At 69.3% G+C, this 14,976-nt stretch carries 18 protein-coding genes; 3 read left to right on the forward strand and 15 right to left on the reverse strand.

Features of this window, described 5'->3' with window-relative positions:
* Positions 1-126 precede the first annotated feature (126 nt).
* Complete coding sequence (locus AB0D57_RS19490; RefSeq protein ID WP_362073883.1) at positions 127-702, reverse strand: dihydrofolate reductase family protein; 576 nt, start codon at positions 700-702, stop codon at positions 127-129.
* A gap of 368 nt (positions 703-1,070) precedes the next feature.
* On the opposite strand from AB0D57_RS19490, the gene AB0D57_RS19495 reads away from it, so the two are divergent.
* Both AB0D57_RS19495 and AB0D57_RS19500 read left to right on the forward strand, forming a co-directional pair.
* On the forward strand, positions 1,071-1,406 hold the full coding sequence (locus tag AB0D57_RS19495; protein WP_362073886.1) for a hypothetical protein: 336 nt from the start codon (positions 1,071-1,073) through the stop codon (positions 1,404-1,406).
* Entirely contained in the window at positions 1,403-1,798 is a 396-nt protein-coding gene (locus AB0D57_RS19500) for a PIN domain-containing protein (protein ID WP_362073889.1), read from the forward strand. Before AB0D57_RS19495 ends, AB0D57_RS19500 begins: the two co-directional genes overlap by 4 nt.
* Before the next feature lie 55 nt (positions 1,799-1,853).
* Here the strand turns inward: AB0D57_RS19500 and AB0D57_RS19505 are convergent, their stop codons facing one another.
* The 13 genes from AB0D57_RS19505 to AB0D57_RS19565 form a co-directional block, all read right to left on the reverse strand.
* Positions 1,854-2,501 (reverse strand): OmpA family protein, encoded by a 648-nt coding sequence (locus AB0D57_RS19505; RefSeq protein WP_362073892.1) that lies wholly within the window; start codon positions 2,499-2,501, stop codon positions 1,854-1,856.
* A gap of 2 nt (positions 2,502-2,503) precedes the next feature.
* Complete coding sequence (locus tag AB0D57_RS19510; protein ID WP_362073895.1) at positions 2,504-3,100, reverse strand: hypothetical protein; 597 nt, start codon at positions 3,098-3,100, stop codon at positions 2,504-2,506.
* Between the two features lie 15 nt (positions 3,101-3,115).
* The gene (locus AB0D57_RS19515) at positions 3,116-3,727 is read right to left on the reverse strand and encodes a pilus assembly protein TadG-related protein (protein WP_362074117.1); all 612 of its coding nucleotides are present in this window, start codon (positions 3,725-3,727) and stop codon (positions 3,116-3,118) included.
* A complete protein-coding gene (locus AB0D57_RS19520; RefSeq protein ID WP_362074120.1) occupies positions 3,724-3,930 on the reverse strand; it encodes a hypothetical protein in 207 nt (68 codons plus the stop codon). Before AB0D57_RS19520 ends, AB0D57_RS19515 begins: the two co-directional genes overlap by 4 nt.
* Positions 3,931-4,035: 105 nt before the next feature.
* On the reverse strand, positions 4,036-4,767 hold the full coding sequence (locus AB0D57_RS19525) for a response regulator transcription factor (protein ID WP_362073898.1): 732 nt from the start codon (positions 4,765-4,767) through the stop codon (positions 4,036-4,038).
* Positions 4,760-6,175, reverse strand: coding sequence for an ATP-binding protein (locus tag AB0D57_RS19530; protein ID WP_362073901.1), 1,416 nt, complete (start codon positions 6,173-6,175; stop codon positions 4,760-4,762). The genes AB0D57_RS19525 and AB0D57_RS19530 overlap by 8 nt, the downstream gene beginning before the upstream one ends.
* Positions 6,172-7,065, reverse strand: a complete 894-nt coding sequence (locus AB0D57_RS19535; protein ID WP_362073904.1) for a DUF5936 domain-containing protein — start codon at positions 7,063-7,065, stop codon at positions 6,172-6,174. The genes AB0D57_RS19530 and AB0D57_RS19535 overlap by 4 nt, the downstream gene beginning before the upstream one ends.
* Before the next feature lie 10 nt (positions 7,066-7,075).
* Positions 7,076-8,017: a type II secretion system F family protein gene (locus tag AB0D57_RS19540; protein ID WP_362073907.1), complete on the reverse strand. Its 942-nt coding sequence runs from the start codon at positions 8,015-8,017 to the stop codon at positions 7,076-7,078.
* A gap of 37 nt (positions 8,018-8,054) precedes the next feature.
* The gene (locus tag AB0D57_RS19545; RefSeq protein ID WP_362073910.1) at positions 8,055-9,395 is read right to left on the reverse strand and encodes a CpaF family protein; all 1,341 of its coding nucleotides are present in this window, start codon (positions 9,393-9,395) and stop codon (positions 8,055-8,057) included.
* Between the two features lie 30 nt (positions 9,396-9,425).
* Positions 9,426-9,818 carry a TadE family protein gene (locus tag AB0D57_RS19550; protein ID WP_362073913.1) on the reverse strand — a complete coding sequence of 131 codons (393 nt, stop codon included), beginning with the start codon at positions 9,816-9,818 and terminating at the stop codon, positions 9,426-9,428.
* Positions 9,818-11,428 (reverse strand): AAA family ATPase, encoded by a 1,611-nt coding sequence (locus AB0D57_RS19555; RefSeq protein ID WP_362073916.1) that lies wholly within the window; start codon positions 11,426-11,428, stop codon positions 9,818-9,820. Before AB0D57_RS19555 ends, AB0D57_RS19550 begins: the two co-directional genes overlap by 1 nt.
* A gap of 39 nt (positions 11,429-11,467) precedes the next feature.
* Positions 11,468-12,181: a Flp pilus assembly protein CpaB gene (gene cpaB / locus AB0D57_RS19560; RefSeq protein WP_362073919.1), complete on the reverse strand. Its 714-nt coding sequence runs from the start codon at positions 12,179-12,181 to the stop codon at positions 11,468-11,470.
* An 84-nt stretch (positions 12,182-12,265) separates the two neighbouring features.
* The gene (locus AB0D57_RS19565) at positions 12,266-12,424 is read right to left on the reverse strand and encodes an Arc family DNA-binding protein (protein ID WP_362073922.1); all 159 of its coding nucleotides are present in this window, start codon (positions 12,422-12,424) and stop codon (positions 12,266-12,268) included.
* 50 nt (positions 12,425-12,474) lie between these two features.
* Between AB0D57_RS19565 and AB0D57_RS19570 the strand changes: the two genes are divergently transcribed.
* Positions 12,475-13,701 carry a transposase gene (locus AB0D57_RS19570; RefSeq protein WP_362073925.1) on the forward strand — a complete coding sequence of 409 codons (1,227 nt, stop codon included), beginning with the start codon at positions 12,475-12,477 and terminating at the stop codon, positions 13,699-13,701.
* A 185-nt stretch (positions 13,702-13,886) separates the two neighbouring features.
* Here AB0D57_RS19570 and AB0D57_RS19575 read toward each other — a convergent pair whose 3' ends face one another.
* Positions 13,887-14,762, reverse strand: coding sequence for a hypothetical protein (locus tag AB0D57_RS19575; protein ID WP_362073928.1), 876 nt, complete (start codon positions 14,760-14,762; stop codon positions 13,887-13,889).
* Positions 14,763-14,976: the final 214 nt, after the last annotated feature.

Here is a 14,976-nt window from a genome sequence, read left to right on the forward strand (position 1 = left end):
CGGGGTCTGGTGCGTGCAGCTGCAAGGCGGAGGAGGGAGTGATGGCGGAGCCATCGCGACCGACGACAACGCGGCAGATGTGCGTGCCAGACCCCCGCGACGCCGCCCACCAATTGCCGGTCGGCCTTAGGATTCAGCGGCGTTGGCACGCTCGTACCGCAGCTGCACCACCCCGTTGCCGAAGACCCGCGCCTCGATGAGCCGGAGCCGGGTCAGAGCGTCCGCCTCCGGGAACAGCGGCTTGCCGCGCCCGAGCAGCACCGGATGGACGTACACCCAGAATTCGTCCACGAGATCGTGTCGCATGAACGCGGCGGCGAGATCGGCCCCGCCGAGCCCCAGATGCCCGCCCGGCTGCTCCTTGAGGGCCCGGATCTCCTCAGGCACGACCTCCCGCACGATGGTGGTGTGCCGCTCGGCGCGCTCGATCGTCCGCGAGAACACCACCTTGGGCATGTTCCGCCAGATCCCGGCGAACTCGACCACTTCGGGCGCAGCCTCCGGATCCTTGTCGGCCGTCGGCCAGAACCCGGCCATCAGCTCGTACGTCATCCGCCCGCTCAGCAGAGCGCCCATCTTCCGGATCTCCCGATTGAAGTGCCGGTGCAGCTCGGCGTCGACCACATGCCAGTCGATCTCACGGTTCGGCCCCTCGATGAATCCGTCGAGGGACACCGACATCATCAGGACGATCTTTCGCATGCGCGGGCCTCACCTGGTCGTGTGGGAGTCATTGCTGGGGCATCGTGGCAGGAGACTCGACCGTTCGACCGGATGCCGCCGACCGTGTCGGCATGCCCCGCCGGCATCCTCCGGATACAGCGGAGTGGGAAGTCGGCCGCCCCGTGTTACTCGGCCCTACTCGGCAATTGGCACGTTTGGGCCACGCTCCTGCCGCCCAGTGCGGCTATGAGCGGGCCTGCGTTGGCCCAAATGCGCCAATCACCCAGACGAGAAGGCGGAGAGGGGCCGCCGATGACGGGCGGGAGAGGGCACGAGGGCAGGCTCGGGGACACTCCCCTGAGCACAGGTTTACCACTTTCTTTGCCACTCGGCGCTAGCCTGGTGACATGACCGGCATCGAGGAGTACGGCAAGGACGAGGGCCCGGCCCAGAAAGTCAGCGTGTCCATGCCCGCAGGGCGCATCGCGGCGGTCAAGCAACGAGTGGGCGCACGCGGCTTCTCGGCGTACGTCAGCGCGGCGGTGGAGCGGCAGATACAACGCGATCTGCTGGAGGAACTACTCCAGGCGAAGGAAGCGGAGATCGGCTCGCCATCCCCGGAGATTCAGGAGTGGGCCGCGGAGATCTTCCGCGAGGCCGAGGCATTGGCGGCGAACGAGCCGTCGACAGACACTCCCGATGGGGACGAGGACCCGGAATGGCGTGCGCACAAGGCCGGTTGAGTCACGGCATCCTGCTCCTCGACAGCGATGGACTGACCAAGTTCATGGCCGACGACCCGTACGTCACGGGATTGATCCGCACCGCACAGGCCAAGGACACGCTCGTTGCCGTGAGCAATCTGACGCTGATCGAGGCGTGGCACGCAAAGGCCCGCATGGACGGCCTCCGGTGGCATGCGTCGCGGCTGGAGGTTCTCCCCGTCACAGACGCGGTCACCTGGCGGGCCATCGACCTGTTGCGGAACGCGGGCCTACACGGCCACAAGTACGCGATCGACTCCGTCGTGGCTGCGACAGCCCTGGGCTACTCGGGGCCGCGCATCATCGTCACATCCGACGCGGACGACATGAACAAGCTCTGCGGGGACAAGGTCCGCGCCGTGGGTGTTTGACGGCGGAGCGGAGTTCCTCGGGCGAGGAGAGGGGCAGGCTCGCCCCCGCAAGGCCTCAGCTTTCGTTGGAGGCTGCCGACGCACCCCTCGGGAACGTCACCTCCACCCGGCGGTTCTTCCTGCGGCCCTGCTCCGACGCGTTGTCCGCGATCGGGTAGTCCTCGCTGTAGCCGCGCACCTCGAAGGTGACGTCCGTCGAGCCGAGCGCCGCCGCCAGCTCGTCGTGGACGATTTCCGCGCGGTTCTTGGAGAGGGTCAGGCCGTGGGCGTACGAGCCGAGGTTGTCGGTGAAGCCGAAGACTCTGACCGTCGTCGCGTTCTGGGCCTTGATCTCGTCCGCGATCGCCCGGATACGGGAGCGGGCTTCCGGGTTCAGTTTCGAGCTGTCCTTGGGGAAGAGGACCTCGGCCTGGAGAGCGAACGTCACGTTCTCGTTCGTGTCCACACGCCGCTCCTCACCACCCAGGTCTTCGACGATCGACTTGATGTCCAGCACCTTGGCAGCCGCGAGCGTCGCACCGTCGGCGAGCTTCAGCCCCGGGCTGTTCCCGTCCACTTCGGGCGGCGGGGAAGTGGTGACACTGCCCGGTGGAGCACTGGGGTCGGTGTCATCGGCGTACGCCGGGCCGACGGGGAGGCTCAGGGTGACCAGTACGGCGAGGGCCGTGAGCGTCGTCGCGGCGGTGCGGGGCGGGAGGGCCATGGCTACTCGCCCTCGGAGAGTTCGATGGTGGCGGGGGGCATGGACCCCACGAGGAAGTCGACCTGGGTGGTGTCCGCTGGGGGTGCCGGGAACTGAGCGAACCACGTGGCGGTCGCCCCCTGCTGGACGCCGCCGCTGAATTGGGTGCACAGGCAACGGCCCGAGGTGTCGCGAAGGATGAAGTACTTCTTCTTGCCCTTCTGGTCGATCAGGGTTGCGCCCGCGATGGAGGCACCGTTCTTCGCCAACTCGCGCTCGTCGCCACGCCAGTTCCCCGCGATCCAGATGTTGTCCGTGTTGTTCGTGACCGTCCCCTCAACGGTCACGAAGCCCCCCTCGGCACGCTTGGCGGACGTGACGGCGAGCGTCAGGCCGTTCTCGCCCTTGACCTCAGCGAGCGCCGAGTCCGCCGCCGGCTCCTTCGAGTCCGACGCGTCACCGTTGCCGCTGCTCTTCGCCGGAGCCGACGGCGTCGAGCCCTCCTTCTCGGACTCCCCGTCCCCTCCCCCGCCACAGCCGGCCACTGTGAGGAGCAGCCCAGCCGTGATCGCCACCGCGCTCAGCGCCCTGCGGCCCTTCATAGTGTGCCGAAAGTCCATCGGTACGGCTTCCTCTCACTCGGCCAGACGCACGGAGAACAGCACGGACGCGTCCGGAAGGTCGACCGGATCGAAATCTCCCGGGTCGATGTTCACGATCTCGCCGTCACAGTTCAGTTCAACGGGCTTTTGAGGATCCGCGTCCAGATCGAAATCGCAGCGCGGCTGGATGATGGCGACGGCATGGGCCTGTGCGTGCATGTCCTCAGTACCGGGGATGAACGACTTGCCGACGGTGTAGTTGGTCTGAATGTCGACCCGGTAGCCGGGATAGCCCCCCGTCTCAGTGGGCTGAACTCCCCCCTGGAGGGTCGAGTCGTTTTCGGCAGCCAACAGTTGAGCCGCTGCGGTGGCGCCCGCACCCTCTGGGTCCAGTATGCCGTCTATCCAGTCAAGCCAGTTGTCGTCCTCGCCGATGGCGTCACCCAGCTTGTCCATCAGCTCATCCCGCGCATCCTGCGCCGCGGCCAACGCCGCAGCGTCCGCCGCGGATTGAGCTCCATTGCGGGCGGACGCTGCTTGGGCGAATGCGAAGAAGGCGAATGCGGCAAGGAGCAGAATCCCCGTCAGCCAGATGTAGATGGGGAGAGTCTGCCCTCTGTCACTCCGCAGTTGTGCGGAGGTCAGCCGCCGCCGATGACGTCCGTAACCGCGTTGAGGATCGCGGTCGAGATCAGGTTGTCCAGCCCCAGGCTGTCGACCAACGTGAAGATCCCCGCAATGATGATCAGTAGGCCCGCATACTCCACAAACCCCGCCCCCGCATCCCGCCCCTTCCCCCGCATCCGGGAAACAACGGTCCGCGCCCACCTGCTGAACCCGTCGCTCATCGTCACAGCCCTCCCGCCCGACGCCACAACCATCAACCTGAGCACCGTACGTGAGAACGCGCGTACTCCGGGTGGGTCCAGGGGCCCAACTTCCGGCCGGCGGAGTCATCGGCTCCACCCCTCCCGTGCCGTACCCAACCAGTGGGCGATCGCTTCGCTGCGCGAAGTACTGTGCAGCTTTGCGAAGATGCGGTTGATGTGGTTCTTGACGGTCTTCTCGCTGATGAAGCAGGTGGCGGCGATCTGGCGGTTGCTCATGCCGGTCGCGATGAGGTCCATCACCTCCACCTCCCTTGAACTCAGGCCGAAGTCGAGCCGGTTGGGCACGCGGCGGTGGAGTCGTGCCGCGAAGCCGGGGTGAGCCTTTGACGACTGTGCCACAGATGGTTGCAGATGCGAAGAGGATTCGTTCGGTTCGTACGAAACACCGAGTGAAACCGGGACAGTCGGCTTCGCGTACCGCACCTCGCGTACGGCGGTGATCAGTTCGGCCGCCGTGAACTCGCCGTGGACGAGATAGCCGACGGCACCCCGGCGCAACGCCTCGGCCACGACCTCGGGTTCACGGCTGTACGTCAGCATCATCACGGGGGCGATCCGGGCCAGGTCGGGCAGGGCCGTGAGGCCGTCCGTGCCGGGCATGCGGACGTCGAGGAGGACGACGTCCGGGGTGAGGCGGTCGGCGGACCGGAGCGCCTCCTCGCCGTTCGCCGCCTCCGCGACCACCTCGAGATCCGGGTGGCCGCCCAGCAGCGCGGTCAGGCCGGCCCGGACGACCGGGTTGTCGTCGGCCACGAGTACACGGAGGGGCGGGCCGGGAAGTGCCTGGTCAGGCATGTGCGGCCTCCTCTTGGGGAGTGGGGGGACGGTGGAGGGCGGCAGTGCGGAGCGGGAGGGTCAGGTGGACCTCCGCGCCTCCTTGCGGGGAACGGTTCAGGTCGATGCGGCCGCCTACGGACGCGGCTCGTTCCACCATGCCGAGCAGGCCGAAATGGCCGGTTCTGGTCAGGTCGTCGAGGGTGGGGGTGCGGGGGATGCCCACTCCGTCGTCCTCGACTCGTAGGACGAACTCGTCGTCCGTCACCGCCAGTTCGACCGTCACCGTCGTCGCGCCGGCGTGTCGGTGGGTGTTCTCCAGGGCCTCGGACACGATCGCCAGAACGTGGTGGGCGGTGGCGTAGGGCAGGATCGGGCGGCGCCCGCCCCGGTGCCGGAGGGTGGTGGTGAGGTGTGTACGGGATGCGAATTCGCTGACACATGGCGCCAGTTCGGACAGGACGTCCGTGTCCGGGGTCGTCAGGTCCGTATGGCGGCGCAGGTCGGACAGGAGGTCGCGGGACTCCGCCGCCGCCCGGCGGGCCGCCCCCGCGACGATCGTCGCCTGGCTCTTCAGCGTGTGCGGGTCCGCGTCCTGCGCCGACGCCGAGGCCGCCAGCGCCTCCGCCGCCAACGCCAGGCCGTGCAGGGTCTTCGCGACCGAGTCGTGCATCTCCCGGGCCAGCCGGGCCCGTTCGGATTCCACGGCCTCCGCCACCGCCAGGCGGGAGTTCGCCTCCGACAGCGCCTGGCTCGCCGTACCGAAGCGGAACATGAGGTTGCGCAGGGTCACGCCGATGATGCCCGCGCCGATGCAGAAGCCCGCGATCAGGAGGGTGTTGGCGCCGGCTCCCGGGTGGTGTTGCCACGCCCTGTAGACCGTCACCAGGACGATCAGTTGCAGGCCCGTGAAGACTCCCGAGCCGCGCCACCCGTACAGCAGGCCCGCCAGGAGCGGCGTGCAGACCGTCGCGTAGGCGAGGGGGGACGCGGGGGAGGCCGTCAGGATCAGGATCGCGCCGAACGTCAGGTCCACGGCCATGAGAGTGGGGTGGGCCAGCAGGCGGGGGCCGAAGCGGTCCCAGTCCCTGAGCATGGCGTACGAGCCCATGACGCCGAGGACGGCGGCGGCCAGGACCGTGTAGCCGGGCGGGCCGTCCGTCGCGTTGGCCATCGCGAAGGGGGCGCCGATCGCGATCGCGGCGAGGCGTACGGCGAAGGCCTGGCGGCACAGGGCCTGGAGGGCGCTCAGCTGGAGGCGGATGCTGGCGGGGGCCGGAGCGTCGTCCGCCAGGTATCCGGCGCCGCCCCGGCGCCAGCCCGTGCCTGCCCCGGCTTCCGGCGACACCTTGCCGGTATCGCCGCACGGCCACCGGCGCCCGGCTTCCGGGTGCTTCGCGGCGGGGTGGGTACGGCGGCTGCTCATCATCGGCCCAGAATCGAGCCGAAGTCCGAGCCCGAGCCCAGGAACATGCCCGTCGCGATCAGGATCATCGTCGCCGGGAGCATGAAGACGAGCGTCACCATCGTCGCCTTGGGGATGGTCTTGGCGGCGCGGCGGCGGGCGTTCTGGGCATCCGTTCGGCGCATGTCCGTGGCGAGCTGGATGAGGGTCTCGGCGATCGGGGAGCCCAGCTCCTCGCCCTGTTGCAGGGCCGACACGAACTGGGCGACCTGCTCGGAGGAGTTGCGCTTGCGCAGCTCGTCGAAGGCCTGACGGCGGCTGACGCCCATGTCCATCTGGCGCAGGGTGATGCGCAGCTCGTCCGCCCACGGGCCCTCGTACTTCTCCGCCACCCGGTCCAGCGCCTGCCGGAAACCGAGGCCCGCCGAGACCACGACCGCGAGGACGTCGAGGAAGTCGGGAAGGGTGCGGTCGATGACCTCCTTGCGCTCGCGGACGGCCTGCCAGATGAGGGCGTCGGCGGCGACGAGGCCGAAGGCCAGCGTGAGGGCGGCGAGGAGGAGGCTGCCGTTGGAGAGGAAGACGAGAGCGAGTACGACGCCGAAGATGCCGTACACCGCGCGGCGGGCGGCGTAGCGGTTGAGGGTCAGGCCGCCGGGGTTGCCCGCCATGTCGATACGGCGGCGCTTGGCGTCGACGCGGCGGGGGCCCATCAGACGCAGGACCGTGGGCGCGAAGCGCATGCCGAGGCGGTCGACGGCGGAGTCCGCCTTGGAGACGCGGGTTCCGCCGACCTCCAGGGCGAGCGCGAGGTCGCTGGGGAGCTTGGCGTCGGCGCGGATCATGCGGATGCCGAGGAAGACGCCCGCGACAGCCGCGCCCATCAGGAGAGCTAGCAGCAAGGCCGGCAACATAACCCCTCCCTCATACTTCGATCTTGCCGAGGCGGCGGATGACGAAGAAGCCGACGGTGTAGAGGCCGAGCGAGATCAGGATCAGGGCCTGGCCGAGTCCTGAGCCGGTGACCCGGGCGAGGGCGCCTTCGTTCGAGGAGTTGATCAGGAGAAGTGAGCCGAGGCCCAGGAGGGGGACGGTGAAGGCCGTCGCGTTGACCTCGGAGAGCATCGTGCGGACCTCACGGCGGGTCTCCTTGCGGTCCTCCAGGGTCTGGGTGAGGTTGCGCAGCGAACTGACCACCGAACCGCCCGCCTTGTTGGCCAGGACCAGCGTCGTGACGAGGACGATCAGTTCGCGGGAGGGGAGGCGTTCCGCGAGTTCACCGAGGGCGTCGTCGATGGTGCGGCCCAGCATCAACTGGTCGGCCACATAGGCGAGTTCCTCGCCCGCTGGGGCCTCCAGTTCCTCCGCCGCCATGGCGAGTGCGGTGCGCAGGGCAAGGCCCGCCGCCGTCGCGTTGGCCAGCAGACGGGCCACGTCGGGGAGTTGGTTGATGAAGGCCTCGATGCGTTTCTGACGCTGCCAGTTGAGGAAGATGGCCGCGCTCCAGACGCCGACGAGCGCGGCGATCGGGCCGAAGAACGGCGCCAGCGCCGATGCCGCGATCAGCCACAGTGCGACGACGACCGCGGTGACGTACGTGGCGAACTCCCCCGCTGTCACATCGAGGCCGGTCGCCGACAGCCGCAGCTGGATGGTGCGGCCGAGGCGGGTGCGGCGCAGCCGGCGGTCGACGGCCGCGAAACGTCGTGCGCGCCCGGCCGCCGTACGCAGCGGGCCGCCGCCGGCGAGACGGTCGACGAGGGCCTGCCGCTGGGCACGCCCGGACGCGTACGTGTGCACGCCCGCGACGGCGAGGGTGCCGCCGAGGACGGTGGCACCGAGGGCGAGGAGGGCGGGGTCGTTCATGGCCGGCTCCCTTCCGGGGTGTCGGAGGTGGGGGATGTCATCCGATGGCCTGCCTTGTGTCGAGTACGTCGATGGCCTCGACCACGCCGAAGGCGGGCGGCAGCGGCTCGCCCGCGACGTACAGCTTCTCGGCGACCGGACGCGGCAGCGGGAGGTGCTCGAAGTGGCCGTGGACGACGCGGTCGGGGCCGGCGGGTCGGGTGACGAAGCGGGTGACGGGCACGATGCGGAACTGTTCGCGGCCGTGCGAGACCAGCAGGGCGATCTCGGTGACCTTGCGGGAGCCGTCGGCGTGCCGGGAGAGCTGGACGACGACCTCCACGGCCGAGTTGATCTGGTCCTTCAGCGCCTCGAAGGGAATCTGCACCTCGGACATCGAGCCGAGGGTCTGGAGCCTCATCAGGGCGTCCTCGGCGGAGTTCGCGTGGACGGTGGCGAGGGAACCGTCGTGGCCGGTCGACATGGCCTGGAGCATGTCGAGGGTCTCACCGCCGCGGACCTCACCGACGATGATGCGGTCGGGGCGCATACGCAGGGAGTTGCGGACCAGGTCGCGGATGGTGATCTGGCCCTTGCCCTCGACGTTCGGGGGGCGGGACTCGAGGCGGATGACGTGCTCCTGCTGGAGCTGGAGTTCGGCCGAGTCCTCGATGGTGATGATGCGTTCGTGGGACGGGATCAGGCCGGACAGGGCGTTGAGCAGGGTCGTCTTGCCGCTGCCGGTGCCGCCGCTGACGATGACGTTGAAGCGGGCGCGGACGAAGGCCGCGAGGAGCATGAGCATCTGCTCGTCGAGGGAGCCGAGGCCGATCAGCTCCGGGAGCGTGTACGCGCGGGGGAAGCGGCGGATGGTGAGGGTGGGGCCGGTGAGGGAGAGCGGCGGGATGATGACGTTGACGCGTTCGCCGGTGGGGAGGCGGGCGTCGACCATCGGATTCGACTCGTCGACACGCCGGTTGACCGTGGAGACGATGCGCTCGATGGTCTGCATGAGCTGCTCGTTCGAGGCGAAGCGGAGGGGGAGCTGTTCCACGCGTCCCGCTCGCTCCACGAAGATGGAGTCCGGCCCGTTGACCATGATCTCGGTGATCGACGCGTCGGCGAGGAGCGGTTCGAGGACACCGAGGCCGAGCGCTTCGTCCACGACGCGGCGGATCAGCTGGGCGCGCTCCGCGGAGGAGAGGACCGGGCCCTCGCGGCTGATGATGTGGCCGAGTACGCGCTCCAGGCGTACCCGGCGTTCGGCCGCCGCCAGGCTCGACATCTCGGCGAGGTCGATCTCTTCGAGGAGCTTGGCGCGGTAGATGGCGACGAGGTGTCCGTCTTCGCGGGCGGGGCCTGACTCGTCGGGGGTGGACAGTCGGCTGCGCAGGCTCATGGGTTCAGCTCCTCCCGGTCGGTCGTGGGGTCAGTCGTCGGTGGGCATGGTGGCGTGGCGGCTTATGGGCACGTCGTCGAAGAGGGGGATGATGTTGGGGACGGTGACCGTGACCTTCGCCGTGGTCAGGTCGGGGTCCTCGTAGAGCTCCGGCACGGTCGGGCTGAGCCAGCCGCTCACCGCGGCCTGTCCGGCCGCCGTGCCGTCGCCACCCTGCGAGGCGACCCGCGCGGCGGCTCGCGCCCCGGAGCCGGCCTGGTTGATGCCGTACCCGATGAGGCCGAGCTGGATGGCGGCCATCCCGATGACGAGCAGGATGGGCAGGAACCCGGCGAACTCCAGTATGGAGACGCCCCGGTCGTCGCGGAGCCTGCGCCTCAGACTCCTGTTCGGCCTCCCCCTCAGCTTCCGGATTGGCCTCATCAGTTGTCCCCCTCCAGCGCCGCGCCCGCCTTCCCGCTGACCTGCCACCCCGCGTCGAACCCCGGGAAGAACAGCGGTACGTCGACGTCGACGGTGGCCGTCATGACCGAGCCCGCCGGGTTGCAGTTGATCTCGGCGCCGTTCCACGCGCTGGGCAGGTGCTGGTTCCCTGCCGTCGCGCACGCGCCCTGGAAGGCCGCGGGGTCGAGCGCGTACGCCGCCGTGGCCGCCCGAGCCGCCTCGTCCGCCGCGTTCCCGGCCAACGAGTACGAGTAGCCGTACAGCACGCACTGCCACAGGATCGTCATCACGACGAGGAGGAGCGGGAACATCCCGGCGAATTCGAGGGTCACCGCGCCCCGGTCGCCGCCCCGGCGCCGCAGGGCCGGCACCCCGCGGTCGGCGGATGCCTTACGACGCCTGCCGCCGGTCTCCTGGGTCACGACGAGCCCCAGCTCCCCCGCAAGCGCCCACAGCGCCTGCTTGACCGTGGAGCGGGCGTCGAGGTCCTGGAGCCGGCCCGCGTCGACCACCGACTGGAGTTCCTTGAACGCGGCGGGGACCGCGGAGCGGGCGACCTTGGTGCCGGTGACGCGTTCGACGAGGGAGGGCTGGATCTCCGTACCGCGCGCGAAACGGTTGACGACGGTCGTCGTCTCCTCCGCCTTGCGGATCTGGAGGCGGTCCCACATGCGGACCATGCGTTTGGCGGCGCGGACGGCGACGACGTCGGGAGTGACGAGGAGCAGCGCCTGGTCGGCCATCTCGACGGCGGCCGCGGTCGCGGAGTTCATCTGTGAACCGCAGTCGACCACCACCACGTCGTGGCGGGAGCGCAGGGTGGACAGGACCTGGCGGGTCACCCGGTCGGTGACCTCCTCGCCGCGTTCGCCCTCGGCGGGGGCGAGGAGGAGGCCGATGCCGCTGTCGTGGGTGTAGACGGCGTCCTGGAGGACGCGCGGGTTGATGTCGCTGATCGCGGCGAGGTCGGCGACCGACCTGCGGAACTGGACGTCCAGGTAGGAGGCCACGTCCCCGGACTGGAGATCGAGGTCGACCAGGGCGACGCTGCGGCCCGACGCCTGGGCGGCGAGGGCGAGTTGGACGGCCGTGACCGTCGCGCCGACGCCGCCCTTCGCCCCGGTGACGGCGACGACGGTGCCGCCGGGGCCCGCGTACAGCTCGGGCGTACCGCTGCCGAGGTGGCGGCGCATGCCCAGCGACCAGCCCGCCGCGGCCTGGACGCGTTCGGCGAGGGCGTCGTAGCCCAGAGGCAGGCCGATGATGCCGCGGGCGCCGGAGTCCATCGCGGCGGTGAGGACGCTGGTGCTGGTGTCGGCGGTGATGAGGACGACGCCGACCGCCGGGAAGCGCAGCACCAGGTCGCGGATCAGGTCCAACGCCGGGACGGGGCCTATCCGTTCGTGGACGAGGACGACCTCGGGCAGCTCGTCGAGCGACTCGGCCGCGAGGCGGGCGAGGGTGTCGAGGAGGGCTGTGGAGTCGGGGACGGGAGGGGCGGGTTCGGCGTCCGCGAGCTGGCTCAGCAGCGTGGCGAGCGCGCGGGCCGAGTCGATGTCGCCGACGGCCGGGAGGATACGAATGGTCATCGGCACAGCCCCGTGGGCGTGGACCTCATGCGCGGCCTCCTACTTGTCCTCGTCGAGGGTGTACGTGCGGTCACCGGGGGCGACGGCCGGGTCGGAGCCGCCCGCGACCAGGGCGAGCCGGACGTGTTCGGCGAACGACTCGGCGTACGCGACGCGTTGGGCGTCGGCGGTACCGAGCGCGAAGGTGATGGGGACGGCCTGGGTGGCGGTGCGGCTGCGTTCGGAGCTGGACTGGTCGGGGTCGAGGGCGGTGAGCTTGCCGACGTCGATGACGCGGGCGCCCTCGACGATGACCCTGGACTGGTCGGTGCCCTTGCCGTCCTCGGCCTTGAAGGTGGCGTAGATGTTGACCCGTGAGCCCGGGTCGATCTTTCCGGCCACGCCCGTCGCCGCGTCGATCATGATCGCGATCTCCTGCTGGCCGGCCTCCAGTGCGGGCCGGTCCACGATCATGTCGCTCTGGAGCAGGGAGCCCTTCTCCAGCGTGGTGACCGCGATCTTCCCGCGGATCTGGGAGAGGTCGGTGACCGCCGTGTCCGACAGCCACCGCTCGGGCATCGAGATCTTCTGGAACTGATCGGCCGACAGCTCCTTGTAGGGCGCGATGTCGCTCTTCAGGCGGTACGCCGCCACCTCCGGGCCGACCTTGGAGTTCACGTCACGGATCACCGAGAGCACTCCGGCGAAGGCGCCCAGGGCGCACAGGACCGAGAGGACCAGCAGGATGATGCCGCGGCGCTGGCGCGAGTTCACCGGACTCCTCCGAGGATGCCCCGGCCTTCAGGCCGGGGAGGAAGCGGACTCCTGCGGAGCAGGGCAGGGAAAGGCGAATCGCCGTCAGGGCGATTCGCCGTCTGCTGACGGATCGGTGAGGGCGACCTCCAGGAGGTACACGATCTCGCCGTTGACCGACCTGCGGTCCCGCTTCGCCTGAGCGGCGAGGCGTTCGTGGAGCTCGGCGGGGAGTCTGACGGTGATGCGTTTCTCTTCATCCATGCCACCACTGTAGTTGCCTGAACATGCAATAGTGCCGTATATATGACGTCATGGCGACAGCAAAAGGACAGGCCGGGGATGCTGGGCACGCCCGGTACACCTACCGCCTGCGTGTGTCGTCGACCGCCCGCACCGCCCTTGAGGCGGAGTGGGCGCGGTGCCGGTGGGTGTGGAACGAGTGCTGCGCCCGCTCGAAGAAGGCGTACGCCGAGGACGAGAAGTGCGGCCCGGCCCACCTGGACAGGATGCTGACCGAGGCCCGCACCACGAACGCGTGGCTGCGTGAGGGCAGCTCGGTGCCGCAGCAGCAAATCATCCGCGACTTCGCCAAGTCCCGCGCGAAGGCTCTGAAGGACATCAAAGCCCGGCTGCCGCAGCGGCAGCGCGCCGGGATGCCGAAGTACAAGAAGAAGGACGCGGCCGATCCGACCCTGAACTACACGCAGCGCGGATTCCGGATCAAGGACGGGCGTCTGCACCTCGCGGGCGGCATCAGACTGACGGTGGTGTGGTCGAGGGACCTGCCCCAGCCGCCGTCCTCGGTCCGTGTCCACCGCGACAGCCTCGGCCACTGGTACGCCTCGTTCGTCGTGGCGGCGACCACCGCGGCCCTGCCCGCCACCGGCCACGTGATCGGCATCGACTGGGGCGTGAAGGAGACCGCGACCACCACCTCGGACACCCACGACCTCCCGCACGCGCAGCACGGCAGGACCGCGGCGCAGCGCCTGGCCCGCTACCAGCGCCAGATGGCCCGCCGCAAGCCCCAGCGCGGCCAGCCCGGGTCGAAGGGCTACCGCAAGGCGAAACGGCAGACCGCGAAGCTCCACAAGAAGGTCGCGCGGCAGCGTGAGGACACCGGCCGCAAGTGGGCGAAAAAAGTCGTGACCGACCACGACCGCCTCGCGGTCGAGGACTTCCGCCCGAAGTTCCTCGCCAAGTCCACCATGGCCCGCAAGGCCGCCGACGCCGCGATCGGCGCGACCAAGAAAGCCCTCGTGCACATGGCCCGCAAACACGGCCGCGAACTCCACCTCATACACCCCGCGCACACCACCATGGACTGCGCACAGTGCGGAGCGAGAACCAAGCACGCGCTACCTCTCTCAGAACGAACCTACGCCTGCACCGCATGCGGAGCCGTGTCCCCCAGGGACAAGAACTCCGCCCGCGTGATGCTCGTCCGGGCTGGTCTCAACCCGGCTGGTGCTGATCGTGTAAGAGCTGCTGGACCGCCGGTCCGCAGCCAACGTGAGCCAGGAATCCCCTCCCTTTAGGGAGGGGAGGATTCAATACATCTCACCTCGTGGGGCGTTGGGCGTACCGGGTAGTCGAGCGGGCCTGCTTTTTCTGCCGGGGGTCCAAGGGTTGTCCCCCGGGGGTGATGCAGCATGACGCGGACAGTTCAGGTGTAGCGATGTGTAGCCAGGTGTACAGGTGTGCATGGACGTGCCTGTGCGGCTTATGTGGCGCCTCGTGGCAGGGCGCGTACAGAAGATGCTGCCCGGATGGCCGGGGCCGGAAGCTCCTGTGGGGGCGGGAGTGGCGCGGCGCAGAACCCGCAACGGTCACCGATGAGTTCGAGGCCGCACCAGTGGCACTCCTCCCTCCTGACGGACGACACGAGCTGGTAGAGGACGGAGACGTCGTACAGACCGGCGGCGAACTCGGCGAGCTTGGTGGTGCCCCACCAGCGCGCCGACTCCTGCGGCAGCGGCACGGTCTCGACTCCCTGCACCCGCCAGGCGGGCGCGAGCGTGGCCGTGACCCAGTCGGACGGCGGCTGACCCGAGGCGACGAGCAGCCGGGTGCCGAACTCGGGTCCGGCGAGTTCCTCCTGGCCGATCCGCGCGAGCTGCGGTCGCGGATTGGCCAGTACGGCGAACTGGGCGCCCGGCACCCAGGACTTGGCGTGCGACTTCAACGTCACCGGGACCCGGTCGAGCTTGGCGACCGAACCGAGCAGGGCGCCGGCGTAGATGTAGTGGGCGAGCAGCCGGGCGGAGGAGGCGAGCACGCCCGGACTGAAGTCGCAGACCGACAGCTGCCGCAACTGCTGGGCGAGCAAGGCGACTCCGAGCGGCGGCAGGTCGATGCCGAGCAGGGCGATGCGGTCGCTCTCCAGGACGGAGCGGACGGTGCGCAGTCGGCGCGTGACCTCGGTGGGGACGGACGCCGGGTAGAGCGAGATGACGTACCCGTGCTGCTCGATGAGGGCGTGCATCGCCGTGAGGGAGCTTTCGAGGCTGTCCAGGGGCTGGACGACCGCGGGCGGGGTCTGCCGGTCGAGCGGTGGGAGCACCAGGTCGGGACTGGTGACGGCTATCGCGGTCGGCACGCTGCACACACCCCGTTCACTGCGGCGGGGTGGTCAACCACCGCCTCAGATCGCCCCTGTTTCGCCACGAACATTCACAGATGGCCGCAGATCGTCACTGTGACGTCCCCTTGCATCAGCACCATATCCAGGGCATGCCCCGCTCAACACCGACTTCGGAAGATCAACTCACTGAAGGTGTGGCTTGATCCACGGAGAGTGAGACGCATATGCC

Source organism: Streptomyces sp. NPDC048275 (genome assembly GCF_040652275.1).
Lineage (GTDB): Bacteria > Actinomycetota > Actinomycetes > Streptomycetales > Streptomycetaceae > Streptomyces.

Bases quoted from the DNA above. Each gene is read 5' to 3' on its own strand.
- AB0D57_RS19490 (WP_362073883.1), bottom strand. From the start codon at position 702: ATGCGAAAGATCGTCCTGATGATGTCGGTGTCCCTCGACGGATTCATC.
- AB0D57_RS19495 (WP_362073886.1), top strand. From the start codon at position 1,071: ATGACCGGCATCGAGGAGTACGGCAAGGACGAGGGCCCGGCCCAGAAA.
- AB0D57_RS19505 (WP_362073892.1), bottom strand. From the start codon at position 2,501: ATGGCCCTCCCGCCCCGCACCGCCGCGACGACGCTCACGGCCCTCGCC.
- AB0D57_RS19510 (WP_362073895.1), bottom strand. From the start codon at position 3,100: ATGGACTTTCGGCACACTATGAAGGGCCGCAGGGCGCTGAGCGCGGTG.
- AB0D57_RS19520 (WP_362074120.1), bottom strand. From the start codon at position 3,930: ATGAGCGACGGGTTCAGCAGGTGGGCGCGGACCGTTGTTTCCCGGATG.
- AB0D57_RS19525 (WP_362073898.1), bottom strand. From the start codon at position 4,767: ATGCCTGACCAGGCACTTCCCGGCCCGCCCCTCCGTGTACTCGTGGCC.
- AB0D57_RS19530 (WP_362073901.1), bottom strand. From the start codon at position 6,175: ATGATGAGCAGCCGCCGTACCCACCCCGCCGCGAAGCACCCGGAAGCC.
- AB0D57_RS19535 (WP_362073904.1), bottom strand. From the start codon at position 7,065: ATGTTGCCGGCCTTGCTGCTAGCTCTCCTGATGGGCGCGGCTGTCGCG.
- AB0D57_RS19540 (WP_362073907.1), bottom strand. From the start codon at position 8,017: ATGAACGACCCCGCCCTCCTCGCCCTCGGTGCCACCGTCCTCGGCGGC.
- AB0D57_RS19545 (WP_362073910.1), bottom strand. From the start codon at position 9,395: ATGAGCCTGCGCAGCCGACTGTCCACCCCCGACGAGTCAGGCCCCGCC.
- AB0D57_RS19550 (WP_362073913.1), bottom strand. From the start codon at position 9,818: ATGAGGCCAATCCGGAAGCTGAGGGGGAGGCCGAACAGGAGTCTGAGG.
- AB0D57_RS19555 (WP_362073916.1), bottom strand. From the start codon at position 11,428: ATGACCATTCGTATCCTCCCGGCCGTCGGCGACATCGACTCGGCCCGC.
- AB0D57_RS19565 (WP_362073922.1), bottom strand. From the start codon at position 12,424: ATGGATGAAGAGAAACGCATCACCGTCAGACTCCCCGCCGAGCTCCAC.
- AB0D57_RS19570 (WP_362073925.1), top strand. From the start codon at position 12,475: ATGGCGACAGCAAAAGGACAGGCCGGGGATGCTGGGCACGCCCGGTAC.